The 22372-nt window shown below is 47.7% G+C and carries 22 protein-coding genes; 14 read left to right on the top strand and 8 right to left on the bottom strand.

Annotated features, from left to right (window positions below):
- Window positions 1-149: 149 nt before the first annotated feature.
- Window positions 150-1268 carry a carbon-nitrogen hydrolase family protein gene (locus tag ACNI29_RS02315; protein WP_419780573.1) on the top strand — a complete coding sequence of 373 codons (1119 nt, stop codon included), beginning with the start codon at window positions 150-152 and terminating at the stop codon, window positions 1266-1268.
- A gap of 8 nt (window positions 1269-1276) precedes the next feature.
- On the opposite strand, the gene ACNI29_RS02310 is transcribed toward ACNI29_RS02315, so the two are convergent.
- The 4 genes from ACNI29_RS02310 to ACNI29_RS02295 all read right to left on the bottom strand — a co-directional run bounded on the left by ACNI29_RS02310 (window position 1277) and on the right by ACNI29_RS02295 (window position 5884).
- Window positions 1277-3952 carry a sulfatase-like hydrolase/transferase gene (locus ACNI29_RS02310; protein ID WP_419780572.1) on the bottom strand — a complete coding sequence of 892 codons (2676 nt, stop codon included), beginning with the start codon at window positions 3950-3952 and terminating at the stop codon, window positions 1277-1279.
- A gap of 212 nt (window positions 3953-4164) precedes the next feature.
- Window positions 4165-4374 (bottom strand): hypothetical protein, encoded by a 210-nt coding sequence (locus ACNI29_RS02305; RefSeq protein WP_320009258.1) that lies wholly within the window; start codon window positions 4372-4374, stop codon window positions 4165-4167.
- A gap of 183 nt (window positions 4375-4557) precedes the next feature.
- Window positions 4558-5322, bottom strand: coding sequence for a nucleoside triphosphate pyrophosphohydrolase (gene mazG, locus ACNI29_RS02300; RefSeq protein WP_419780571.1), 765 nt, complete (start codon window positions 5320-5322; stop codon window positions 4558-4560).
- A 1-nt stretch (window position 5323) separates the two neighbouring features.
- Entirely contained in the window at window positions 5324-5884 is a 561-nt protein-coding gene (locus tag ACNI29_RS02295; RefSeq protein WP_419780570.1) for a CvpA family protein, read from the bottom strand.
- Between the two features lie 259 nt (window positions 5885-6143).
- Between ACNI29_RS02295 and rfbC the strand changes: the two genes are divergently transcribed.
- The 5 genes from rfbC (at window position 6144) to qrcD (ending at window position 11578) form a co-directional block, all read left to right on the top strand.
- Complete coding sequence (gene rfbC / locus ACNI29_RS02290; protein WP_419780569.1) at window positions 6144-6695, top strand: dTDP-4-dehydrorhamnose 3,5-epimerase; 552 nt, start codon at window positions 6144-6146, stop codon at window positions 6693-6695.
- A gap of 192 nt (window positions 6696-6887) precedes the next feature.
- Window positions 6888-7439, top strand: coding sequence for a menaquinone reductase multiheme cytochrome c subunit QrcA (gene qrcA, locus ACNI29_RS02285; RefSeq protein ID WP_163292081.1), 552 nt, complete (start codon window positions 6888-6890; stop codon window positions 7437-7439).
- A 13-nt stretch (window positions 7440-7452) separates the two neighbouring features.
- Window positions 7453-9522: a menaquinone reductase molybdopterin-binding-like subunit QrcB gene (gene qrcB / locus ACNI29_RS02280; RefSeq protein ID WP_419780568.1), complete on the top strand. Its 2070-nt coding sequence runs from the start codon at window positions 7453-7455 to the stop codon at window positions 9520-9522.
- A gap of 23 nt (window positions 9523-9545) precedes the next feature.
- On the top strand, window positions 9546-10331 hold the full coding sequence (qrcC, locus tag ACNI29_RS02275; protein ID WP_419780567.1) for a menaquinone reductase iron-sulfur cluster-binding subunit QrcC: 786 nt from the start codon (window positions 9546-9548) through the stop codon (window positions 10329-10331).
- A gap of 14 nt (window positions 10332-10345) precedes the next feature.
- Window positions 10346-11578 carry a menaquinone reductase integral membrane subunit QrcD gene (gene qrcD, locus ACNI29_RS02270; RefSeq protein WP_419780566.1) on the top strand — a complete coding sequence of 411 codons (1233 nt, stop codon included), beginning with the start codon at window positions 10346-10348 and terminating at the stop codon, window positions 11576-11578.
- Window positions 11579-11964: 386 nt separating this feature from the next.
- On the opposite strand, the gene ACNI29_RS02265 is transcribed toward qrcD, so the two are convergent.
- The 3 genes from ACNI29_RS02265 to ACNI29_RS02255 are packed head-to-tail and all read right to left on the bottom strand — an operon-like array spanning window position 11965 to window position 15593.
- Complete coding sequence (locus ACNI29_RS02265; protein WP_419780565.1) at window positions 11965-12567, bottom strand: hypothetical protein; 603 nt, start codon at window positions 12565-12567, stop codon at window positions 11965-11967.
- A 30-nt stretch (window positions 12568-12597) separates the two neighbouring features.
- Window positions 12598-13095, bottom strand: a complete 498-nt coding sequence (locus ACNI29_RS02260; protein ID WP_419780564.1) for a Crp/Fnr family transcriptional regulator — start codon at window positions 13093-13095, stop codon at window positions 12598-12600.
- A gap of 2 nt (window positions 13096-13097) precedes the next feature.
- Window positions 13098-15593, bottom strand: a complete 2496-nt coding sequence (locus tag ACNI29_RS02255) for an ABC transporter ATP-binding protein/permease (RefSeq protein WP_419780563.1) — start codon at window positions 15591-15593, stop codon at window positions 13098-13100.
- Between the two features lie 126 nt (window positions 15594-15719).
- Here ACNI29_RS02255 and ACNI29_RS02250 point away from each other — a divergent pair, with 126 nt between their 5' ends.
- From ACNI29_RS02250 to aroC, 6 genes are all read left to right on the top strand, one after another.
- A complete protein-coding gene (locus ACNI29_RS02250; RefSeq protein WP_419780562.1) occupies window positions 15720-16169 on the top strand; it encodes an ATP-binding protein in 450 nt (149 codons plus the stop codon).
- A 99-nt stretch (window positions 16170-16268) separates the two neighbouring features.
- Entirely contained in the window at window positions 16269-16607 is a 339-nt protein-coding gene (locus tag ACNI29_RS02245; RefSeq protein WP_419780561.1) for an STAS domain-containing protein, read from the top strand.
- 155 nt (window positions 16608-16762) lie between these two features.
- Window positions 16763-18115 carry an APC family permease gene (locus ACNI29_RS02240; RefSeq protein ID WP_419780560.1) on the top strand — a complete coding sequence of 451 codons (1353 nt, stop codon included), beginning with the start codon at window positions 16763-16765 and terminating at the stop codon, window positions 18113-18115.
- A gap of 108 nt (window positions 18116-18223) precedes the next feature.
- The gene (locus tag ACNI29_RS02235; protein ID WP_419780559.1) at window positions 18224-18640 is read left to right on the top strand and encodes a rhodanese-related (seleno)protein; all 417 of its coding nucleotides are present in this window, start codon (window positions 18224-18226) and stop codon (window positions 18638-18640) included.
- Between the two features lie 254 nt (window positions 18641-18894).
- Window positions 18895-19425 carry a shikimate kinase AroL gene (aroL, locus tag ACNI29_RS02230; RefSeq protein ID WP_419780558.1) on the top strand — a complete coding sequence of 177 codons (531 nt, stop codon included), beginning with the start codon at window positions 18895-18897 and terminating at the stop codon, window positions 19423-19425.
- Window position 19426: 1 nt separating this feature from the next.
- Window positions 19427-20479, top strand: a complete 1053-nt coding sequence (aroC, locus tag ACNI29_RS02225) for a chorismate synthase (RefSeq protein ID WP_419780557.1) — start codon at window positions 19427-19429, stop codon at window positions 20477-20479.
- Between the two features lie 42 nt (window positions 20480-20521).
- On the opposite strand, the gene ACNI29_RS02220 is transcribed toward aroC, so the two are convergent.
- Window positions 20522-21445 (bottom strand): radical SAM/SPASM domain-containing protein, encoded by a 924-nt coding sequence (locus ACNI29_RS02220; RefSeq protein WP_419780556.1) that lies wholly within the window; start codon window positions 21443-21445, stop codon window positions 20522-20524.
- Between the two features lie 111 nt (window positions 21446-21556).
- Between ACNI29_RS02220 and ACNI29_RS02215 the strand changes: the two genes are divergently transcribed.
- Window positions 21557-21850: an MTH1187 family thiamine-binding protein gene (locus ACNI29_RS02215; RefSeq protein WP_419780555.1), complete on the top strand. Its 294-nt coding sequence runs from the start codon at window positions 21557-21559 to the stop codon at window positions 21848-21850.
- 22 nt (window positions 21851-21872) lie between these two features.
- Window positions 21873-22364 carry a hypothetical protein gene (locus tag ACNI29_RS02210; protein WP_419780554.1) on the top strand — a complete coding sequence of 164 codons (492 nt, stop codon included), beginning with the start codon at window positions 21873-21875 and terminating at the stop codon, window positions 22362-22364.
- Window positions 22365-22372: the final 8 nt, after the last annotated feature.

Genomic DNA, 22372 nt, shown 5'->3' with positions numbered 1-22372 from the left:
TTACCCCCTGACTGAAAAGTCAGGGCCTTTTTTGTTGTGTATTTCCACTTAAGTTTTCCCCGTGCTCCATTGTTTTATTTCTGTTATCCTTTTGTTAGTCCTGTCCGTATTTTTCTGCGGCGGAATAATGGAATTCATAGGGGGATGAGATGAGAAAAGTGCTTTGTTTCTGTCTGCTGGGTTTGTTTGTTCTGACAACTTCAGTCTGTGCCGGGCCGCCTTGCCCTGATTGCTGTTCCCCGGAATATAAGAAGGCTGTCATGGACAGCTACCGAAAGTTGATGTTCAAAGTGTCGGTGTACGGTGATTTGCCCCAACAGGGGCAGGGTATCCGTTTAGGTGTTTATCAGGCGCAAGCAGATTGTGGGCCCGGTGCTTCGGCCAAGAATATGGATCGGCTGGAAAAGGTTGCCACTCAGGCCAAAGAGCGCGGCGTGCAACTGCTTTCATTTCCCGAGCTGTACGTGACCGGATATACTTTAAGCCCGGAGCAGGCCCGTAAGGTGGCTGAGTTTAGAGATGGCCCCAGTATTTCACGTGCCTGCAAGGTTGCAAAAAAAATGAATATGGCCCTGATTGTGCCTTATGCCGAGAAGGCCGAGACTACGGAGGGCCTGCAGTACTTCGATTCCATCGCTATCATTAATGAGAAGGGAGAGTTGCTGGACAGCTACCGCAAAGTGCAACTATATGCCGGGCAGGAGCGCGCAAATTGGTCCTTTGGTGATACTCCGCCCAAGATGTTTAAGGTCTTCGGCTTTCCCGTGGGGGTATTGAACTGCTATGAAAATGAATTTCCCGAACTGGTGCGCTCACTGGCCTTGCAGGGCGCAAAGCTTATTGTCGGGCCTACCGCTGCCGACTGTTACTATACCATGCCCAACGGCAAGCGCAGTGCCGTTCCATATCCTGATATATCAACGCTGCTTCTGCCGGCATTCGCATACGCCAACAACGTTTTCTATGCCTACAGTAATCGGGCAGGATATGAGAAGCGTGAAACCGGGGAATGGCATTACAGGGGCAACAGCATAATCATCGGTCCTCATGGTGATATAATTGTTCAGGCCGGGCATCAGCAGGATACTATGCTCATCGCGGACGTGATTCCCTCATACTACGGGGCCACCCATCCAGAGCAGGAATATTATTACCTGAAAGACCGCAGGCCGGATCTTTATAAGGAATTATTGAAAAACAAAGTCGACTTTCTGAAAGGCGGTTTCACATATCCAGTTCATAAGGACGGAAAAGAGATTCCCCGGTAAAGTCTGTGTTAATCATCGAAGAGATGGGTTTTCGGAACTCGCAGTAACGCGTTGGCCTCGACTCCGTTGATGCTGATCAGCCTGTGTATCGCGCGCATCTCCTCTTCAAGGATATAGCGGGCGCGGTCCGCCTGATGTCTGCGGAAATCGTCTTCATATAGCCGGACCATGTCGACAACGTTGCCCATAAAGTCAATGGTATTATGCATAATCCGTTGATAGGATTCGATGTTCGGCTGCATGTTGAATTGGAACGGGGTGCTTGCAACGATTAACGGTTCATCGATTATCGCAAAAGAGCGGATAAGACCCAAGCGGACGCACATATCCCAGCCCAGCTCGTTATCAGCACCGGGTTTGAAAATTCCAACTTCGTTGTGAAGGCTGCGTTTGTAGAGCAAGCCACGCAGATCACAGACGCCATGAATCATTTCGCGGACGTATGCCAGTGGGGCCACCTTTTGCGCCCTGTTAGTTTGTGCATGGAGAATGTACCCGCACTTGGCGGCGGTCATGTCCTCATGTCCGTCTACTTGCTCCAGCAAAGCGGCGAGGCAGTCGGGCTGTAATTTATCCGACACATCTGCCCAAAAAAGAAAATTTCCGCGAGCTGCGCACAGCCCGGCGTTATAAAGTTCGTGACCTCCGGCTGGGCGGTTGACGGTTCTGATGTTCATGTTCGGAAAGCTGTCGGCAAGTGAGTTAATGGGACCCAGCATATTCTCGGAACTTAAGAATATGATCTCTAGAGATTGTTCCGTCTGCTTGTATACGTTTTCCAAAAAGCTCGGAATTAATTTCAGGGAGGCCGCACTAGGTAATGGGGTCAAAATGCTGATTTTAAAATCATGTTTCTGTTCTTGGCATGGGATACAGGGACGCAGGACTGTCGGGTCTGAAGATAGGACCAGTCCTTTATTTACGTGTTTGATTTTGCCGTGTCTTTTCAGTTTGTGCCAAGTTCTACCGAGGGTATCAGCGCTGCTGCTCGCAAAACCTCCTGCACTGCGCAGAACTTCGGTTTGGAACATGGCGCAGGCTCCAATCTCATTGAAATGGGGCAGCGAGAAAGCTGCGGTCGCTGCTTTGTGATCAAAAATGCTTCCCAGCCTGGTAAACATGATCTCGTCAAGGCAGACCTCATTACCGATGTATTCCATTTCCCGGCGGTCATGGATGATCCGTTTCAGATTGGGGTAGGTGAGTGCTGTGTCCGGCTCTGCGAGGAACACTTCCCTTTGGGAATAGCAAAAGTTTTCCGTATACTGGCAGTCAGGTGAAGCTGTGACTGTGAACGGTCCTTTCGCCAGCTCCAGCCCGTAATTCAACATTTTTTGCAGACTCATTCCCTTGGCGTCTATGTGGTTCAGGAATAGTCGTTCATTAAAATTTTTACGAATGTTGTCTGAAACCTCTCCGCTTTCATCTGCGTCAAGCAGGATCAGCTCTGTCAGCAGTAGCTGGTCAAGCAAAGCTTCGATGGTCAATCTGGTATCATCGGACCAGCTGAATACGGGAAGGAGGATGCTAACTTCAATTTTCCCACGTATATCTTCTATAGTGAGACCTTTTTGTTCATATAATTCTCTGGCGCTATGCGGGCCATTCAAGACGATACTCTCATAGAAGTTATACAATTCATTCTGGATTTCAGGCCTTGTGCCCAGATAATCCTTAACGAATTCTCCTTCGGAGTTGTCATAGAGGGCTGTTGGTTTACCGTCTCCCAAATAAAGGGCCCACCTGTTTTTGCGCACGCAGGCATAGCTGGTTATTGCAGTTTTGTTTATGCTGTCACTGCGTTCAGATATTCCGAACAGTTCCGGTACAGGTCCGCCATGCAGAGTATCTTTAAGGCTGACACCCTGAGCTTTCATATCCTTGTCCAGAGCTAGGTCGAGCAGTGTGGGAGCAATGTCTATAGATCTGACCAGTTCATGGTGTTTTGCTGGTGCGATGTCTTCTCCGATAAAGGAGGCAAAAACACGTGTTTTGCTGTCTGCAAATCCCCATGTGATCATCTTATCGTATTCAATATAATCCTGATCAAGAATGCAGCCGTGGTCTGATGTTATGACTGCTATATCATCTGGTCCGGGGGCAAGTTGCTCCCAAAGTGACCGGAAATCCTGTGCTTGGGCCGCAATTACATTAAGATATTCTTCTGTAGACCAGCTTGAGCGTTTCATCCCGCCGAAGTCGTGGATAAAATAGAGGTGGAAATTTGCGAAAAATGGTTTCTGGCTTTGACGCACACGTCGGACAAAATCAGCGCGTTTCTGATTGTCGTAGTTCATGTGGGGAGCATTCCGGATGCCGGGGTAGCCTGCCTCATAAACGTCGAAACCACGTTTCGGCTGGCAGGAGTCCAGATTGCTGTCGGCCCAGCGGAAGGTTTTGTATCCGTGATGTTTGAAGTGTTCGGTAACGGTGAGTACATCGTCTTTGAAATCACGCAGGACCTGAACTCCGTGTCCGGTCATGCCCGTCAATCCGGGCCGCATGGATGCGAAATATGCTGGTGCTGAAGTGCGTGTTGACCCTCCGCAGGTCATCATATCAGTGAAAAGAGCTCCCTGTTCAAGAATCTCGTCTAATTCATTATAGTGTGCTTTTTCGGAAAGACATGAGGCCAGGCTGTCAGACCTGAGTGTATCAATGACAATCCAGATTATATTTTTCATTAGGCGCTCCTGTTTATGCTCATGGAAAGCGTGCAGACATTCAAAGAAAGAATTCTGCAAGATGCTTTCAGTCATCTAAATGACTATGCATATTTAAAAGCAATATTTATTCCAAAAAGTGGGGAGCGACAATAGATTCCGGCAGGATTTATTGCAGAATAAAACCCGGCTCAAAAGACCGGGTTTTATGTGTCAGGCGCACGGACTGCCCTTTAGGCTTTAGTGTTGGCAATAGTCCCAACGCCGGAGTATGCGGCACTGAGAACGCTTTTTTGGAAATCATAATCGGTACTGGTTGAAGAACTGAACTGGTCGGAGTTCATGTAATCAAGAGTTTTGGTTACAACTTGTGCTCCGAACAGCTGCTTGTCACTTACCGCAGGTGCGGCTTCCATGGTTGAGTTGATTCCTGTTATGTCCATAAACCCCTCCCGAAAAAGGGCAACATACGCGCCTATCTGTTAAATCGGACAAAACATAAATTACTTTAGGGTTAAAATAATAAAAGTTTGTATTTCTTAATTAACTATTAGAATGCTTGACGAAAAAAAATCCCCGCTATCAAAGTTGATAGCGGGGATTGATCATTCAAATCGGGGCAGGATTTATTTTACCTGTTCCCAAAGTTCGTTCTGTTCAATGAGGTTCATTTCAGAAAGGTCTTTGCCCTGTTCTTTGGCAAGGTCTTCCATCTTGGCGAAGCGTTCAAGGAATTTGTTGTTGGTGATGTCGAGTGCGCTATTGGCTTTGATTCCTTTTCGGCGTCCCAGTTCAATGAGTGTGAAGAGGTAGTCGCCGAATTCTTCCGTGATTGCCTCTTTGTTACCGGATTCGAGAGCGCTGTTCCATTCGTTCCATTCACTCTGAAGCTGCTCAAGACACTGTTCGTCAGATTCATAGGTAAAGCCGCTGCGGGCAGCCTTTGAGTTAATGCGGTAGGCTTTGAGCATGGGCGGCAGTCCCTTGGGCAGGGAGTCGAAAATCTTTTTGTCGCCCTCTTTTTCGCTTCTTTTGATCTTTTCCCAGTTGCGCAGAAGTTCTTCCTGATCTTCAACTTTGGTGTCTGCGAAAACGTGAGGATGGCGACGGATCATTTTAGCCGCGCCGGAGTCCACGGCATCAGCAAATTTAAAATCTCCTGCTTCTTCATAGCGCTGGGCAATAAACAGCAGCAGGAACATTACATCGCCGAGTTCTTCGAGGACTTCCTGCTTGTCCTCAGCGCGAATGGCTTCAACAAGTTCAAATGCTTCTTCGATTACGGAGTCGCAAAGGGTGAGCGGGGTCTGCTCTTTGTCCCAGGGGCATCCGTCAGGAGCTGTCAGGGAAGCAATTACATCTTTAAGTTTTTCAATGGATTTGGTGCTCATTTTAGATCGTGTCGCTTAGAGGGTTGGTAAGTTCCGAGTGGTCGGGAAACATAGATTTGATGTCTAATGAATCTAGAACATTGTCCGGGGCGAAGCTGATGAAAAAGCTCGCTGTCGACATAACTTTCGGGGCCAGTTTTGAATTAGTCAGGAATTCGGAATTAGGAGTGAAGCTGTTTAGGACGACAATGATGATGCCGCCGACGATAATTGCTTCTACAAATCCCAGAATTCCACCAAGAACCTGATCCGCCCAGCTAAGCATGGTCACGGTCAGTATTTTTTTAATGGTAACTCCGACAAGAAAGGCGACGAACAGGGTCGCTACTATAATTGAAAGATAGCTGAACGCCTTGACTGTTCCGGGGCCGTCAAAAAAAGTCTCGAAATAGGGCGCCAGAGTGTAGTGATACTTGGCGGCCAGGTAAAAACCTAAAATCAGGGAGAAAACAGAGATGGCTTCCCTGACTATTCCTCGCAGTAATCCCCGGAAGATGAGCATTCCTGCTATTACAATCAATATTATATCCAGTGCATTGAGGGCTAAACCTGCTGTTTGCATACCTAAATCCGTTTAGAATTTGATGTTTAGAGAAAAATAAAACCTATACTGGAAGCAAGAATCAGTTAGTTAACAATGAAGAGTAGCAGACCGCAAAAGAAAAGTGAATATCATGAATCTCCCTGAAAATAATAAAAAATATGCCAATCAAGTGAAAAATGAGGTTGTGTCATTTCGTGATCTCAGGTAATTCTCGGTTAATTTTGGGAGAACGGTTACTAGCGTCAGAAATTTGATTGCTCATGCTTGGAGGATATGTGTGAAGTTGATTGAAACAGAATTTCCCGGACTTGTGGTCATAGAACCAAAGGTATTCAGGGACAAGAGGGGCTTTTTTCTGGAAAGTTTCAATACTAATGTCTTTGCGGAAAATGGTTTACCTACAGATTTTGTTCAAGATAACCATGCGTATTCATCGGGGATCGGCGTAATTCGGGGTTTGCATTTGCAGATGCCTCCACATGCTCAGGCCAAATTGGTGTGGGTTACCCGGGGGGCTGTTTATGATGTGGTTGTTGATTTACGCAAAGGCTCACCGACCTATGGGAGATCGTTCAAAATTGAACTATCTGCCGAGAACTTTCTCAGGTTGTTTATCCCCAAGGGATTCGCGCATGGATATGAAACTCTGAGAGAGGACAATGAGTTCATGTACAAGGTCGATTACGGTTATTCCCCTGGCAGCGAGGCCGGGATCAGGTGGGATGATCCGGACCTTAATATCGACTGGAGTACTGAAAATCCGGTACTTTCTGACAAAGATCGTGAACTTCCGCTGCTGGCGCAATTTGAATCGCCGTTTGAGTTCTGATAAGAGCTTAGGCTGTTGCGCAGCAGGCGCTTATGCGCACTTCAATTGTAAAAAATAGAGAGTTTTCTCAACTTGATGAGTTTGTGAAAAGTTTCATATTCTCTTGACAGAGAAAGATTCTCTATTTTAGAAGAAATGGCGTTAATTGGTTGTTTATGTTTCACAAAACTTAAGGAGTAGTGGGGCGAGGTTATGGAGGAAAAAAGAACATCGAAGCAGTGTGGAGGAGTTCTTCCTTTCTTCATCGGTGTCCTTGCGAGCCTGATCGTCGGTTGGTGGGTTTTCCCGCAGGTTATTTATAGCCAGAAAACTCAGCCTATCGATTTCAGCCACAAGGTTCATGTTGAAGACGAAGGTATGGACTGTGAGTCATGTCACATGTTTCTGGAAGACGGTTCCTTTGCGGGTCTGCCTTCCAACGAGCAGTGTGCTGAGTGTCACGAAGATGTCCTCGGTGAATCCGAAGCTGAAGAAATTTACGTGACCGAGTATCTGCAGAAGGGTGTGGAAGTTCCCTGGCTGGTTTATCAGTATCAGCCTGATAACGTTTACTTTTCGCACATGGCACACCAAGGCTTCGAGTGTACGGATTGCCATCCCGACGTAGGCAACAGCGACACGCTGCCGACGTATTACGAAAACAGAATCAGCGGTTACAGCAAGCAGACCATGAAGATGTGGCAGTGTGAACGCTGTCATGCGGAAGTTGGTACCAGCAACGCATGTTACGTCTGCCATAAGTAAGTGAGGGACTGCAATGGGTATTGATCGCAGAACTTTTATTCAATTGGTAACAGGTGGTGTTGTTGGTTCACTCTTCACCCCTGTAATTTGGAAAACTCTGGATGACGCTTCAATCTGGTCTCAGAACTGGCCTTGGATCCCCAGATTGAAATACGGTGCAATCACTGAACAGGCTACTGTTGCTAAATTCGGCGCAGCTCCCTGTGCAGAGATTGTTAAATCCGTGGGCGGAAGCCCTTACCTCACCAGAGGAAATGCTGAAAACGAAATGAGCAAGGGCGGTGTTGATCCGGTCAGCGCCAGCGGCCCGCAGCTCATGTACAGTCCTTCTCGCATTAACGGTCCCATGAAAAAGACCGCAGAAGGCAAATACGAGTCTATCTCCTGGGAAGATGCTGAAAAGCTCCTCTCTGAGAAACTCGCAGCAGTTAAAGGACAGAAAGGCAAACTCGCTGTTGTTTCCGGTGATGCTACTGGTACTGCAACTGAGGTTCTGTCCGGTTTCGCTTCCGAAATGGGAGCTGACTGCTACTTGATGCCCTGCGAAGAGCAGGGTGCTGCCGTGGCTCTTTCCAGCATGGGTGGAAAAGGCCAGATCGGTTATGATTTGGAAAATTCCGATTTCGTCCTCTTTGTGGGCGCGGATGCCATGGATTCATGGGGTTCGGTTGTGAGAAACCAGTGTGTTTACTCCGCAAGCCGTCCCACCGGTGAAGAAGTTAAGACTTCTTACATTTACGCCGGTCCTTTCCAGAATAATACTGCCGCTGCAGCAGATAAGTGGGTTCCGGTAGCACCGGGTACCGGCGCTATCTTCTGTCTCGGTCTTGCTTACCATATGCTCAAGGCTGGAGCCACCGCTTCCGCTTCCGACTTCGCTGATTTCAAGACTCTGGTAATGTCCAGATTCTCTCCCGACAAAGTGGAGAAAGCTACCGGCGTTGCAGGAACCGAAATGGCTGCACTTGCTAAGAGTATGATGAAATCTTCCGCTCCCGTTGTTGTTGCCGGTTCTGAGTTCGCTCAGGGTGCTGGTGCAGCAGACGTTATTGCCGCTGCAGCTGTAAACATGCTGCTTGGCCGCGTTAACAAAGACGGCGGTATGAAGATTCTCCCCGAACTGCCCAAGGCTGTTGAAGCCGCCGCTGGCCGTTCCGAATTGGCTGCTAAAGACTTTGTCGGCTACCTCGCAGGTATCGCCGCAGGTAAAGTTGCAGCTCCTGAAGTAATGATGGCTTACGAAGCCAACCCCGTTTACGCATTGCCCCAGAACACAGCTCTGGCTCCGGCATTCGAAAAAGCGGCCTTCCTCGTAAGCTTCAGCACTTTTATGGATGAAACAGCTTCAAAAGCTGACCTGATTTTGCCCAACCCCACCAGCTACGAGCGCTTTGAAGATGCACAGACTCCTTACGGTGTCGGTGCAGCAATGCTTGCAGCCAGTGCTCCTGTTGCAGAGCCTCTCTACAACAGCAAGCCCACTGTAGACGTAGTTCTCGGCGTGGCTTCCGGTTTGGGCATTGATCTTGGATACGAATCCTCTGAAGCCGTTTATCAGGCTAAAGCCGAAAAAGTAGGCGCTGACTGGGATTCCCTCGTAGAAGGTGCTGCTTATGTATCCGATTCAACCGAATCCGGTTCCATCAAGTTTGCAGCTTCTGTCCTGTCCAAAGCTGTTGCCATGCCTAAAGGCGGCGAAATTGCTCTCGCTCCCTATTCTAAGCTCATCTTCGGTACTCCCACTGTGGCTATCCCGCCGCTGAACGTGGTTGCTATCAGTAAGTTTGAACTTTCTGGCAAAGACATCATGGTTCAGGTCAACTCCAAGACTGCCAAGAAGCTCGGCGTGTCTGAAGGTTCCAAGGTCAAGCTTGGCGGAGCAGGCGGAGAGTGCGCTGTCAGAATCCACATTAATGAAGGCGTAATGAATGATGTTATCGCCGCACCTCTTGGATTCGGTCACACTGCATGGGATGCATATTCCAGCGGTAAAGGCGAAAACATCTCCAAACTTCTCACCGTTGGCACTGAGTCCGGCACCGGTTTGTCCGTGTGGACCAGTTCTTTCGTGAGCATCGCCTAAATTAAAGTCAGGGGATTCACGTTATGCAACAAATGGAATTTGATACTAAATGGACCATGGTGGTTGATGTCGACAAGTGTACCGGTTGCGGTGCTTGTATGGTATCCTGCCAGGCTGAAAATAACATAGCTCCCATGGAGGAAGGGTCTAACAAGCTTAAGACCCTCACCTGGATGCTTGTTTACGAACTCAACAACGGTAAGGAATTCCCCAACAGGGAAGTTGCCTACCTGCCCAGACCCTGCATGCAGTGCGGTCACCCCGCCTGTGTTCCTGTCTGCCCGGTAGTTGCGACTACCAAGGATGAAGAAGGCGGAATCGTCAGCCAGATTTACCCTCGCTGCATCGGTTGCAGGTACTGTATGGCTGCGTGCCCTTACCACGCCCGTTACTTCGGATGGCTCGATCCGGTTTGGCCCGGCGGTATGGACAAGGCACTGTCTCCCTCAACTTCCACCCGTCCTCGCGGTGTTGTTGAGAAATGTAACTTCTGCCACTCCAGACTGATGGATGCACGTCAGCGTGCCCGTAACGAAGGTATGGACCCCAACAAGCTGCCTGACGGCTGGTATCAGCCTGCCTGTCTGGAAGCATGCCCCACTGGAGCAATCTCCTTCGGTGATGCTAAGAACCCTGAGCACAAAGTTCATGAACTGATCAAGAACCCCAATGCGTTCCGCATTCTGGAATCTATCGGTATGGATCCTCAGGTTTACTACATCAGCCGTCGTGAGTGGGTCCGTGAGCAGAGTGATAACGTAGCTCAAGGCAGCCATGATGAGAATCATGCTGCTGAAGGCAAGCACTAGGAGGGAGGTTTACCATGGATAGCAATCTCTTCCCCGAAGGCACAAAACGGTGCGGACTGGCCAAGTTTCTGATTTGGATGGCATTTCCACTCGCCATCCTGCTCTGGGGCGTCTACGCTGCCGGACAGATTTTCTATTACGGCATCGGCGTAACCGGCCTTGACAACTACTTCGGGTTCGGCCTCTGGATTACTTTCGACCTTGCGGTTATCGCACTTGGTGCCGGTGCATTTTTCACCGGATTTCTCAAGTACATCCTCAAGATCGATCAACTTAAAAATATTATTAACCTTGCAGTAGTCTTAGGATTCCTGTGCTACTCCGGCGCCATGCTCATTCTGACCATGGATATCGGGCAGCCCATCCGCGCATGGTTCGGTTACTGGCACCCCAACGTGCACTCCATGCTCACAGAAGTTATCTTCTGTATTACCTGCTACTGCACCGTTCTGATCATTGAATTCATTCCGCTGATCTTAGAACAGAAGCAGCTGAACAAGATTCCTTTCCTGCACCACTTTGCCCATCACCTTCACGTGAATATGGCTCTGTTTGCCGGTATCGGAACCTTCCTCTCCACCTTTCACCAGGGTTCTCTTGGCGGTATGTACGGCGTTATGTTTGGTCGTCCTTACGCTTTCCGTGAAGGTTTCTTCATCTGGCCCTGGACTTTCTTCCTCTTCGTTCTCTCCGCAGTGGGTTCTGGACCTGTCTTCACAGTTCTGGTTTGTACCCTCATTGAGAAAATGACAGGTAAGAAGCTGGTGGAATACAAAGTTAAAGCTCTGATGGGTAAAATTGCCGGTACCATGCTCTGCGTGTACATGTTCTTCAAGATCATTGACACTTGGGCTTGGGCTGTTGGCTACCTGCCTTCCGTTGGCCTGACCTTCGAACAGATGTTCTACGGTAACGTATACGGCCAGTGGCTGCTCTGGACTGAACTCGTGCTTTGCGGCATCGTTCCCGCAATCATGCTGATCACTCCTTCCATCAGAAACAACCCCAGCCTGCTGTACACCGCAGCTATTCTGGACTGCATCGGCGTAACTATCAACCGTTACGTATTCACAGTCCAGACCATCGCTATCCCTGTTATGCCTTTCGATAACTGGGAAATCTATGTACCGAACTGGGCAGAATGGGCTACCACCCTGATGATCTGCGCATACGGTGCTCTGGTGCTCAGCCTTTGCTACCGCTATCTGCCGATGTTCCCTCAGGAACTGAAGCTGAACAAGAAGTAGCATTCAGCTGGTTGCTTAATAAGTCAAAAGGCCCCGCTCGTGAGAGTGGGGCCTTTTCTTATTTGTGTGGTCTGGATAACTCTTATCTTATTTATGGTAGAAAATTATATTGAGGCAAGCTCATCAAATCCCAAGCCATAAAAGGAATGATGACAGCTGTTCTGAATCTCCGACACGCTTCTAGTTATGCACAATGCTTTTCCTCCCAAGCTCTTTAAGAACATTAGAGTTAGCTCGCTAATGAGAACTAGAAAATATGGTAGTTGGTATTCTTATTAAGGGATCTGGAAAATTTAATTTTACATTATTTGCGTACTCTGGCTGGCAAACAAAAAAATCCTCCCAGCAAAGCCGAGAGGATTTTATGTTTGTGCAGTTAAATTAATTTAATACGGGAGAAACCATTTCATTCCTTCCATCTTGGCGGGAATAGGTTTCTCCTGGGTGGCTGGATGTGCTTCGTCCCAGCATTTCATTTCTTCCTTTATCCAGTTAGGGCGGGAAAGCCTGATAGAGTTTCCTTTAGTAATGCTGTCATCATCGCCGCTGAAATGCTGTAGAATGAGGCTGACATTCCCTTCTGCGTCATCAAGAGACCATTTCCATACCTTAAGTGTGCCAAAGGGGTTGCCTCGCCAATCGTTGGGCTTACCGAATCGTTTTTCGATTTTTGCGTAGAGTTTGTTGAAAAAGTCCATGCTACCGTCCTGATACTTAAGCTTCATGCGTAAAATTATATCTTTACGCTTGCAGTTTCCTATAACTACATATCCGCCCCTGTATCCTTCCATGTCCTTTAACCCGATCCGTTTGATGAACTCTTCCTGCCAAGGTGAAGTTTCCGAATCCAGTTCTAGAATAGATCTGATTGTCGAAACATTATTTCCGATAGTTATACCCGCAACGGATTCAGGTGCATTCTTGGCAGCCGCTGCATTTGTTGCGAGAAGCAGGCATAACGCCGTGGTCATAAAGATAATCTTCTTCATATGAACAATCCTGTCTGTCATTAAACTGAACTAAATAAGGGTTAACCCGATGCCGGTAGTGCATCCGGAACATCCGGGTTTGTAATTGGAAATGAACCTTTCCTCCCAATTACTTATCATGCCAACTGTGGCTTTCAAGAATTTTCTGCTAATTTCCGGGTACTGTTCTTGGGCCTTTTTAAATTTTTCACTCGTCAATCTGATGCAGGTGCAGTCTGAAGTCGTTTTCAAAGTGAACAACCGTTTGGAGTCTCCGATCAGGGAAAGGGCACCAACAAAGTCGCCTGCTTTGAAAGACTGTATAATTGCTGAACCGGAATCAAGATATGCTTCCATAGTTCCTTCGATGATGAAGTAAGCTGATTGATCAAGGTCACCTGTGGCGAAGACTTCATCCCCGGTTGAGAATTTTTCGCGTACACAAAGGTAGGCGATCAGTTTTTGCGCTTCAAGGTCAAGACCTGAAAAGTAAGGGATTTCCCTCATTATCTCTAAATGTTCTTGATATTCACTTGTTTCTGCTGCCATGACTAATGCGCTCCATGTACGAGTTCATAAAGCAGTCCCTTGCGTTCCATAAGTTCGTCATAGGGACCGACTTCCATTAATTTACCAGCCTTCATAACTGCGACTTTATCGTAGTTTTTGATTGTATCCAGCCTGTGGATTACTGAAATCAAGGTTGCTTTGCCTTTCCACTTGGTTTCGAGCAGTCCCTGAATCCTGTTCTGTGATCTGTTATCAAGGGCGGAAGTTGCTTCGTCCATGATCATGATTGGAGGATTTTTGAGGAACGTACGGGCAATGGCCAGCTTCTGGCACTGTCCACCGGAAAGCTTGTCACCCTTGGTTCCGACCTGAAATTCCATTCCAAGTTCCACAACCGTTTCGAGGAGGTCTTCCTCGATAAGAAGTTGGATCATGGACTGGTTGATGGTGTCCTGCACCTTGGGATGATCTGTCTTTGGTTTACCGAAAAGGATGTTGTCCAAAATGGTCTGGGAAGGAATAAATTCAGTCATCTGGTAGAAGCTGAATGTTTCCGGCTTTTCTTCGGCAACCTTGGTGTTGAACATTTTTCGGCCATCAAGAATTAGTCCCTGCAGTACTGAAGGCAGGGCAACAATCTTATGTTTGCCGGGAACAAAACTAAGAGCCAAGTGGAGAAGCATTTCACGGTCCTTACCTTCAAGTTCCTGAAGGGGAATATCTTCGATGCGGGCTGTGAGTTGCTTGTAGCCGTCAAATTCCTCTGAAGGAATGGGGCTTTGCTGAAAGAAAACCTCATCCGGAGGGAGATTTCCCAGAATGTCAACAGTTTGCTTGGCAAGTTCACGCCCCAGGCTGAGCAACGGTGTTTCAAGCTGTGCCTCTTTAAGAAAGGTCAGGAAGTATTCATTACTTACCAGTTCCCGTCCAGAGAAGCTTGCGTCGTTGGCATGACCGAAGGTAATATTGCCTGCCACGCTAGAGTACTCAAGGTATTTGCCGTCACGATAAAATTCGACATGTTCGGCAAGCTTGTCTCCATAGTCGGAGTGGAAGTTCTTACGAACCCTGACAAGACGTTCGGAAAGCTCTGCTTCTTTGTCAGGATCAAGAAGAGTGTTCAGGCCGAAGCGAAGGACGTCAACAAATATCCCAGCCTGCTGAACAGCCTCGATCATATTGTCACGGTTCGGCATTTTCTGTTTTGCTTCAGGGTCACCTTCAAGGACAGCTGCACAGGAGTAAAGCAGGTTGTCTTTGATGGTTCCTGAAAAGATGAACGGTGACTGGGCGACAATACCCATGTTATGAACCATGTCGGCCTTAGTTAATTCTCCTACTTCGTAGCCGTCGATTTTTACCGAGCCGCCCGTATATTTATATAGCTGTGACACGCATTGCGCCAGCGTACTTTTACCACTTCCCGAGAATCCCACAAGAGCCATCTGTTCCCCGGGTTTAAGCTTCATATTGATTTGCTTAAGCAGCCTGATATTGCCGGAAACAGTGAATCCGAGGTTTTGGACTTCAATGTTGCCTTTGAGTTTGACAGGCTCTCGATCCTTAGGCTCAAGCTCGAATTCCGGTTTGGTGTCAAAGTATTCCATGACCCTTTTGTAGCGGACTCCGGCATCGTTATGGACTTGATAGAAATCCATAAGCTCTTTCCACGGATCATAAATTTTTTCATATGCGGAAAGAAAAGCAACCAGAGCACCAAGGTCGAACCGGCCCTGAATGGCAAGGTAACCACCAACGATAAAAAGCAGAAACGGTCCAAGATTCTGGAAGAAGTTGTTCAGGACTTTGATGCCCTGCTTGTAAAGAATCCAAGTGATCCTGATTTTGAATAGGCGGTCAACGAAAGCACCGTACTTGCGGTTCTCAATGCGGTAGGAACCGTTTCCGTGAATTTCGTGGATGCCGGAGATTGTTTCGTTGATATGGCTTGATAGGTATCTAGTGGTATCAACACGCTTTTTGTTTGCTTTGTTGGATCTTTTCTGGAGCTTGGGAACCAGATAAATAACAAAAGGATAGAGTGCGATGGAGATACCGGCCATAATCGGGTTCAGATAGAACATGTATCCGGCAAACGCGATAAGCGTGAGCAGATTAGTTACCGGAACAGCCACGGATTGCCCGACATATTCACCGGCAGGGGCAAGTTCTGTCACCAGCGATGAAACAACCATACCCGGGTTGGCCTTTCTAAAATATCCTAGTGGCAGCGTAAGGATATGTGCGTAAAGTTCTTTACGCATTTTTGCCAGTGCTTCCTGCCCGATATATGTCTGTAAAACAGTAATCAGGTATTTAAGCAGACTGGCAGAAACAACAGAAGCAATGTAAAATCCGCAATACATGAAAAGCAAGTCAACCTTGCGCATGCTAATAGCTTGGTTGATGATTTTTTTCTGCATTTCCAGCGGAATTAGTCTGACAGCTACTGTAAAAAAGATGACTACAAGTAATATGAGCTGTAACTTCATATTACTGTTTTTCACCCAGTAGGTTAGCGGGCGCTTGGTGATCATTGAGTACTCCTGTAGGTATAGATATCTAACAAAAATTTATTACCTTTTTGTTGACGCAGCGACAAGGGTTTTCTAACTTGTGTGTGGTAAATAGTATTTTCTGTCCATAATGAGAAAATTGGGGATATGGCTTTGGTAAATAATATGGAGCCGCAGACCGAAAGCGGCGTCACTTCTTCTTTCTCGCTGAAATCAGATATATCTGAACTGAGTGTCCTTGCCGAAAATATTGAAAATTTCGGTAACGATAATGGTATATCCGATAAAACAGTCTTCGAACTCAACCTTGTTCTTGATGAGCTTTTCACAAATCTTGTCAGCTATGGCTGTCAGTCGGACCGGCATAATTTTGAGATAATTCTTAAATTGAAGGACGGTCTGCTGACCCTGTGGATTCAGGATGACGGTCACAAATTCAATCCTCTTGAAGCTCCTGAACCGGATATGGAATGCGCGTGTGAAGAGCGCAAGATCGGGGGACTCGGCATCCATTTCATGCGTAAGATAATGGACAGTATTGAATATGCCTGGGTAGACGGCAAAAATAAATTGAAGTTGACCAAAAATATTCAGTAACTATATGTTGCTTTGTAGATAGCCAGTCCGCTGGACGGATTTTTATATTAACGGTGAATTGTGCAATGCTGCTGCCTGGGCAGCAAAACGGAGGAAAAGATGGGGCTTGAAGTCGGTGAAATTAAAAATGAAGGGATTATTACCTTTCAGCTGAAAGGGCGTCTTGATTCTAATACATCAAATGATTTTGAAGAAAGGCTTCTGAGTTCAATTCAGGGCGGAGAAAGCAAGATCATTCTGGATTTCGAAAACCTTGAATACATCTCAAGTGCCGGACTGCGAGTACTGCTTAAAGCGGCAAGAGAGCTTAAGGGCGGCGATGGTAAGCTGGTTCTCTGTGAGCTGAAAGATTACATCAGGGAAGTCTTTGACCTGTCCGGTTTCGTGTCTTTTCTGCCCATATACAATACCGTGGATGAGTGTCAGTCCGCATTCTAGACATTTATGAGCAATCAGGCCATAATTAAGGCCTGTTTTTTACAATAGAACTGCTTCCTGTGCGCTTTTGGGCGGGCAGGAAGTTTGTTTTTTGAAATAGTATTTGTTTATTGTTAATATAGCCGGATAGCTTTCCACATATACCGGAGGGAAAAATGAGCGGAATTTTCACATCACTTGCAGTAATGTTGTCCCCTAGGGGGCTGGAAGCAGTCGGACACGGAGCCGGTCTGGGCGGAGCAGCTTTTATGGTGCTGCTGGTGCTTGGTGCGCTTGTGTCTGTCTGTACTGCCCGCAGTATGGACAAGTTGTCTTCCGGGGAGCTTCGCGCCACCCCTTTGGATAAAGTTGCTTTCGGATTTCTTGACGTTGCGCGCTTCTTTACGCTGACTGTGCTGACAGTTTCATGGTTGGGCGTTGCCGGATATGCTCTTAACGAAATTTTTATCAGTTCCTACCCGAATCTTGGAGCATCATTTACCATTCTGGGCGTAGCGGTCTGGGCCTGCTTTCTTTCGGATAAATATGCAGGGGACCTGTTTGGCGGCGCTGTGACTCTGGCCTTCATATTTCTGGTTTATGTCGCAATTATGGTCAATCAGCCGGTTACCGGTGGCATGGGCTATCCCACAACAATTCCCGAAGTATTCAGCCCGCTGGTACCTGCAGCATTGCTTGAGGGCGGCCCAATGGCTTGGATGCAGCTTGTTTTTCTGGCTATACTGGCCTTTATCGGTTTTGATCTGCCTCTGGTCTTCAAAAATAAAAGCTCCCGTGCCTACCCGGCAATCTTTTTGGTTCTAGGCGCATTTGCGCTCTTCAGCTGGGCTGCGCTTCTGGTCGAGACCCCGGAATCCTTACTTGACTCCACTGTCCCGCATCTGAAAGTCGCCGGACATGTTCTTGATGGGAAAGGCCGTATGCTCATGGGCGGCACTATTATCTTCGCCACATTTGCAGCCGTTTTCGGCTTGTTTCAGCTTTTCGGCTACCGGGTTCGCGGTGCAATTGCGGATAGCTACAGTAAATACGCTGCAGGCGGAGCTGCTCTTTTTCTTGGTGCAATTATCGCTATTTTGCTGGGCAAGGGCTGGGCCGGAAAGGAAGAGCTGGAATCTTTAATTGCAGCCGGACTTTGCTTCTGGTTCGGTTCCTATGCTCTCATTGACCTGCTGGGTATCATTGCCATGCGCAGGGCACGTAAGTTCTACCTGCCGCGTCTGCTGACTCTGGCGCTGCACGCCATTGCTGCCGCATTCTGCTGCCTGCACATTGAATATCTTAACTACTTCCTCTACACCGTCGGCTGCATGGCTGTGGCCGGTATCGCTCTTGGTTTTACCATGAAGGAATATTGCAACTATCCTCCCCTCGAACCCTCTGAAGCAGAAGAGGGAGATTCTGAGGACGGAGAAGAAATGGAAGCCGGGGACTCTGACGAGGGAGAGAGTGATCCCGTTCAGGATGACCCGGAAAATGAAGAATTGAATATCGTTAGTTATAAATAATCGATTTTTACCTGTTTTTACTTGTCCTACGGTTTTGATCTGATAATATTGATGTAAACCTTTGTGTTTAAATCATTATTCAATACATTAAAATTCCGGGAGGTAAAGATGGGTAAGCGTTTGATATTACTCCTTGTAGCTGCAATTTTAGCGACAGCGGCAAGCTTCATGGTCTTTCCTGTGTCTGGGGAAGCGGCAGAAGTCCCGCGAGTCTCCAGTGAATACCTTGAGCGTAAGCTCGGCATGGATGGAGTGATTGTCGTTGATGCCCGCACCGGTTCAGATTGGCGTGGCAGTGAGTTCAAGATCAAGACCGCACTGCGCGGTAAGCCCGGAAAGGAAAAGGAATGGTCTGCTGATATTCCCAAGGATGCAGAGATTATTATCTACTGCGCTTGACCCAGCGAATACACCAGCTCCCGTGTGGGGCGCAGGTTGCAGAAGCTGGGATTCAAGAATGTGAACGCACTTCTTGGAGGTTGGCATCAGTGGCATCGTTTAGGCTTTCCGGTTGAAGAAAAGTGATTCAAGAGGGCACGCATTTATGCGTGTCCCTTTTTATTCTAAATAGTGGGGATAAGAATCCAAGCTTGACAAGCCGCCCCTGTTTCCGTTTAATTATTCATATCCGCTGAATGCTTTTCAGTCCGATTTCTCACAGTCCCGCCTGTGACCTTTTTCTTCATTACATTTTTCCGGTATGTCCAATCCTGATGGTAGATATGTATATTTGTATCTATTGACTTCAGTTTCTTATCATTATTTTTAGTGGGGGTATTATGCCATCCAATATTTACCTGATCGGCCCCAGAGCCTGTGGCAAGACCACCGTGGGCAAATTTCTTGCCGATAAGTTGAATCTCGAATTTTATGACAGCGATAAAGTGCTGGTTGAAAAGGCCGGCTGCGAAATTTCTGAATATGTAGAACTAAACGGCTGGGATGGCTTCCGTGATTTGGAAGTGGAAGTGCTTGGCTATCTAGCCGGGAAGCAGGGCGCGGTGATATCCTGCGGTGGCGGTATCGTGATCCGCGAAGAGAATCGGGCAGTGCTCAGTAATGATTTTACCGTGTATATTAAAACAGATGTAGAGATTCTCGCAAACCGTCTAATGCAAGACCCCAACCATGATCAGCGCCCGTCGCTTACCGGAAAGTCAATCGTTGACGAGATCCGTGAAGTTCTCGAAGAGCGCGAATCGCTTTATTCCGGCTGTGCAGCTTTTATTGCGGACGGAGCCGGGACAATTGAAAATGTTTGTAATCAAATTATAGATAGTTACCAATCCTGCAGCAAAGGAGAGAAATAGAATGAGCGGCAATACATTCGGTCAGATTTTTAAAGTTACCACTTACGGGGAATCCCACGGTCCCGGATTGGGCGGGGTTATTGACGGCTGTCCGGCCGGAATCAAACTCAGCGAAGAGACGATTCAGCTTGAACTGGACCGCCGCAAGCCCGGACAGGGGATTGCCTCTACTGCACGTAAAGAGGCTGACCGGGTAAAGATTCTTTCCGGTGTTTTTGAAGGACGCACTACCGGAACCTCTATCGGTTTTCATATTGAAAACACAGATCAGCGTTCCCGTGACTACTCGAAGATCATGAATGTGTTCCGGCCCGGACATGCGGATCTGACCTTTGATGCAAAGTACGGTTTCCGTGACTACCGAGGCGGGGGGCGTTCCTCCGGCCGGGAAACGGTTTCGCGCGTTGCCGGAGGTGCTGTGGCACAGGAATTTCTGCATCAGCAGGGTATCAGCTGCCAGGCATACACAGTACGTATCGGGGGAATTGAAGGGGAAGTGAAAGATCCGGAAAACGCATACGAAATGCCGTTCTTCGCAGCCGATCCGGATGTTATTCCCCGTTGGGAAGAGCGGGTTAAAGAGGTCCGGTCACAGGGCGATACCCTTGGCGGGGTAGTTGAAGTTCGTCTCAAAGGAGTCCCGGCAGGGCTTGGTGAACCTGTTTTCGATAAGATCGACGCCCGTCTTGCTTACGCGCTTATGTCCGTCGGCGCAGTGAAGGGTGTAGAGATCGGCTCCGGTTGCGCTGCTGCAGACACTCTTGGCAGTGAGAATAATGATTTTATGGATGAGGGCGGTTTTCGCAGCAATAATGCCGGGGGTATTCTCGGTGGTATTTCCAGCGGTCAGGATATCGTCCTGCGTGCTTATGTGAAGCCTATCCCGTCCATCAGCAAGCCGCAGCAGACTGTTGATAGGGATGGAAAAGGTACTGAAATCAAAATTGGCGGCAGGCATGATATCTGTGCCATACCGCGTATTGTCCCGGTGCTTAAGTCCATGGCTATGCTCACAGTAGCGGATTTTATTTTATTGCAACGGCGAATGGGCTAGGAATTTAAAAGGGGTGGATGCTTAAGCATCCACCCCTTTTTTCTAACCTGTGCAGGTCTTGCAAAGTTTTAGATTCGTGAAATCTCCAGCGTAGTACTGGCGGATCAGGGAAATGAAGTGATCCGAGTTCCAGATTTCCTCAAGGGTGTTTTTGTAAAGGTTGCCCAGCACCACAGTTCTGCGCCAGTCATGGCAACAGATGATTACATCTCCGTTGAAAAGCACGTATGCCTGTTTGAGGAACAGGTCACAGTCACGTTTAAGCTTGGGCTTAGATGCACTCAGGCCGCTTATGTCATCCCCGGCGCGGTTATCCAGCTGGTGGATCTTGAAGGTTACATCACGCTTGGCCCAGTGCTTTTGGGCGTATTCAAGTTCGTCATGGACGATGGTGGTATCAAGTGTAGTGATGGAAACCTTGGGGCGTTTGACTCCTTTTTTGTCTCTGATATCTAGAAATCTGTCTATGTTCTCCAGAATGTTGAACTTTTTGATGCCCATGGATTTTGTGTAGGTTTCTTCGGAGTAGCCCTGTACGGAAACCCAGAGGTGGCGCAGTCCGGAATCAATCAGTCTTTCGCTCATATCTGCAGTGAGCAGGGCGCCGTTGGTGTTGATCTTAGTACGGGTGAAAGGGCGTTTATTCTTTTCTATGTAGGCGATGCGTTCAGGAAGTTTTTTATCCATGAGCGGTTCATTCATTAGGTACGGGCTGACGCGCCCGATGAAATGCTTGCTGGTCTCATCGATAATTTTTTTGAAAAGATCATCTTCCATATGACCTTGAGGCTGTGTATTATGAGTGTGTTTCCAGCCGCAGAACAAACACATGGCATTACAATAGCTTGTGGTTTGGATCTGAATGGCGCGCGGAAATGAAGGACGGGGACGTTTTTTATCCTTGATCCAATTCATTAATTGTTGAAATTTACCTTCGTTTTCCGCAGGCATATAATATTCACCCATGTGATTTTACTCCTTGTAAAACTTATGTGGGGTAATTTAAGTGTCGGTATTCGGGAGGCCGAACTTATAATGAGTTGACAAGCAGTGTCAACGTGTATGGAGAAGCAGATAATGAGTGTTCTCGTTGAATTGACTATTTTTCCAACTGACAAAGGTGAAAGCGTCAGCCCGTATGTAGCGAGGGTTGTGAAGATTATCCGCGAATGCGGCCTGCCTTGCCAGCTTGGCCCTATGGGAACCTGCATTGAGGGGGAATGGGATCAAGTGATGGCTGTGGTTAGCCAGTGTTATAAGGCACTGGAGGCTGATTGCGAACGAATATATATGTTGATGAAAGCCGACTGCCGCAAAGGTGCGGTGGACAGGCTGCACGGCAAAGTTCAATCCGTGGAATCGAAATTGTAGACCGGGCGGGGTGGATATTCTGATGGAAATATTGAAGTCTGTAAAATACGCTATTTTGGCCTGTCTGCTGCTTTTTGTGTCCGGATGTGCCCATCTGGGGGTCTCGCATCTGGAGCAGCAGTCTTGGAAACTTGAGACTCCACGTACCATGAATATGGAGTTCGTGAATTTCGATTATGAAATTGTGCCCCGCAAAGACAGTTTCGGATTGCGGGGGATGGCCTACGTTAAAAAGAACAGCGTGCCCATGTGGGCCGGATGGATCGGAGAGTTATGGATACAAGGTTATCTGAGCGATATGGACGGAGAGGTCCTGGCTCAGGGGCTGCAAGTCTTCTCTCCGCAAAAGCTGGAAAAAGGCAAGGGTATTCCTTTTGACTTCGAATTGAAGCCGGATCAGCTTGATTCCGGTCCGCTCTATATCTCTTTCGGCTATCGTATGGCTCTCTACAAAAGCCGTGAAGACAGCAGCAATCCGCCGTTTATGGCGATTGAACGGGCAGTCAGCCAGTAGTCTATAGT

Origin of the sequence: Maridesulfovibrio spiralis (SeqCode) (assembly GCF_048571135.1) — a bacterium.
Taxonomy (GTDB): Bacteria; Desulfobacterota; Desulfovibrionia; order Desulfovibrionales; family Desulfovibrionaceae; genus Maridesulfovibrio; species Maridesulfovibrio spiralis.
Note: the sequence above shows the minus strand (reverse complement) of the source record. Positions and strands in the feature narration are given on the sequence as shown.

Excerpts from the sequence above, each read along its gene's own strand:
- qrcD (WP_419780566.1), top strand. The coding sequence starts at position 10,346 with ATGGATAGCAATCTCTTCCCCGAAGGCACAAAACGGTGCGGACTGGCC.
- qrcB (WP_419780568.1), top strand. The coding sequence starts at position 7,453 with ATGGGTATTGATCGCAGAACTTTTATTCAATTGGTAACAGGTGGTGTT.
- ACNI29_RS02305 (WP_320009258.1), bottom strand. The coding sequence starts at position 4,374 with ATGGACATAACAGGAATCAACTCAACCATGGAAGCCGCACCTGCGGTA.
- qrcC (WP_419780567.1), top strand. The coding sequence starts at position 9,546 with ATGCAACAAATGGAATTTGATACTAAATGGACCATGGTGGTTGATGTC.
- ACNI29_RS02265 (WP_419780565.1), bottom strand. The coding sequence starts at position 12,567 with ATGAAGAAGATTATCTTTATGACCACGGCGTTATGCCTGCTTCTCGCA.
- ACNI29_RS02255 (WP_419780563.1), bottom strand. The coding sequence starts at position 15,593 with ATGATCACCAAGCGCCCGCTAACCTACTGGGTGAAAAACAGTAATATG.
- ACNI29_RS02250 (WP_419780562.1), top strand. The coding sequence starts at position 15,720 with ATGGCTTTGGTAAATAATATGGAGCCGCAGACCGAAAGCGGCGTCACT.
- qrcA (WP_163292081.1), top strand. The coding sequence starts at position 6,888 with ATGGAGGAAAAAAGAACATCGAAGCAGTGTGGAGGAGTTCTTCCTTTC.
- ACNI29_RS02245 (WP_419780561.1), top strand. The coding sequence starts at position 16,269 with ATGGGGCTTGAAGTCGGTGAAATTAAAAATGAAGGGATTATTACCTTT.
- aroL (WP_419780558.1), top strand. The coding sequence starts at position 18,895 with ATGCCATCCAATATTTACCTGATCGGCCCCAGAGCCTGTGGCAAGACC.
- ACNI29_RS02295 (WP_419780570.1), bottom strand. The coding sequence starts at position 5,884 with ATGCAAACAGCAGGTTTAGCCCTCAATGCACTGGATATAATATTGATT.
- ACNI29_RS02310 (WP_419780572.1), bottom strand. The coding sequence starts at position 3,952 with ATGAAAAATATAATCTGGATTGTCATTGATACACTCAGGTCTGACAGC.
- aroC (WP_419780557.1), top strand. The coding sequence starts at position 19,427 with ATGAGCGGCAATACATTCGGTCAGATTTTTAAAGTTACCACTTACGGG.
- ACNI29_RS02260 (WP_419780564.1), bottom strand. The coding sequence starts at position 13,095 with ATGGCAGCAGAAACAAGTGAATATCAAGAACATTTAGAGATAATGAGG.
- ACNI29_RS02210 (WP_419780554.1), top strand. The coding sequence starts at position 21,873 with ATGGAAATATTGAAGTCTGTAAAATACGCTATTTTGGCCTGTCTGCTG.
- ACNI29_RS02240 (WP_419780560.1), top strand. The coding sequence starts at position 16,763 with ATGAGCGGAATTTTCACATCACTTGCAGTAATGTTGTCCCCTAGGGGG.
- ACNI29_RS02220 (WP_419780556.1), bottom strand. The coding sequence starts at position 21,445 with ATGGGTGAATATTATATGCCTGCGGAAAACGAAGGTAAATTTCAACAA.
- mazG (WP_419780571.1), bottom strand. The coding sequence starts at position 5,322 with ATGAGCACCAAATCCATTGAAAAACTTAAAGATGTAATTGCTTCCCTG.
- ACNI29_RS02315 (WP_419780573.1), top strand. The coding sequence starts at position 150 with ATGAGAAAAGTGCTTTGTTTCTGTCTGCTGGGTTTGTTTGTTCTGACA.
- ACNI29_RS02215 (WP_419780555.1), top strand. The coding sequence starts at position 21,557 with ATGAGTGTTCTCGTTGAATTGACTATTTTTCCAACTGACAAAGGTGAA.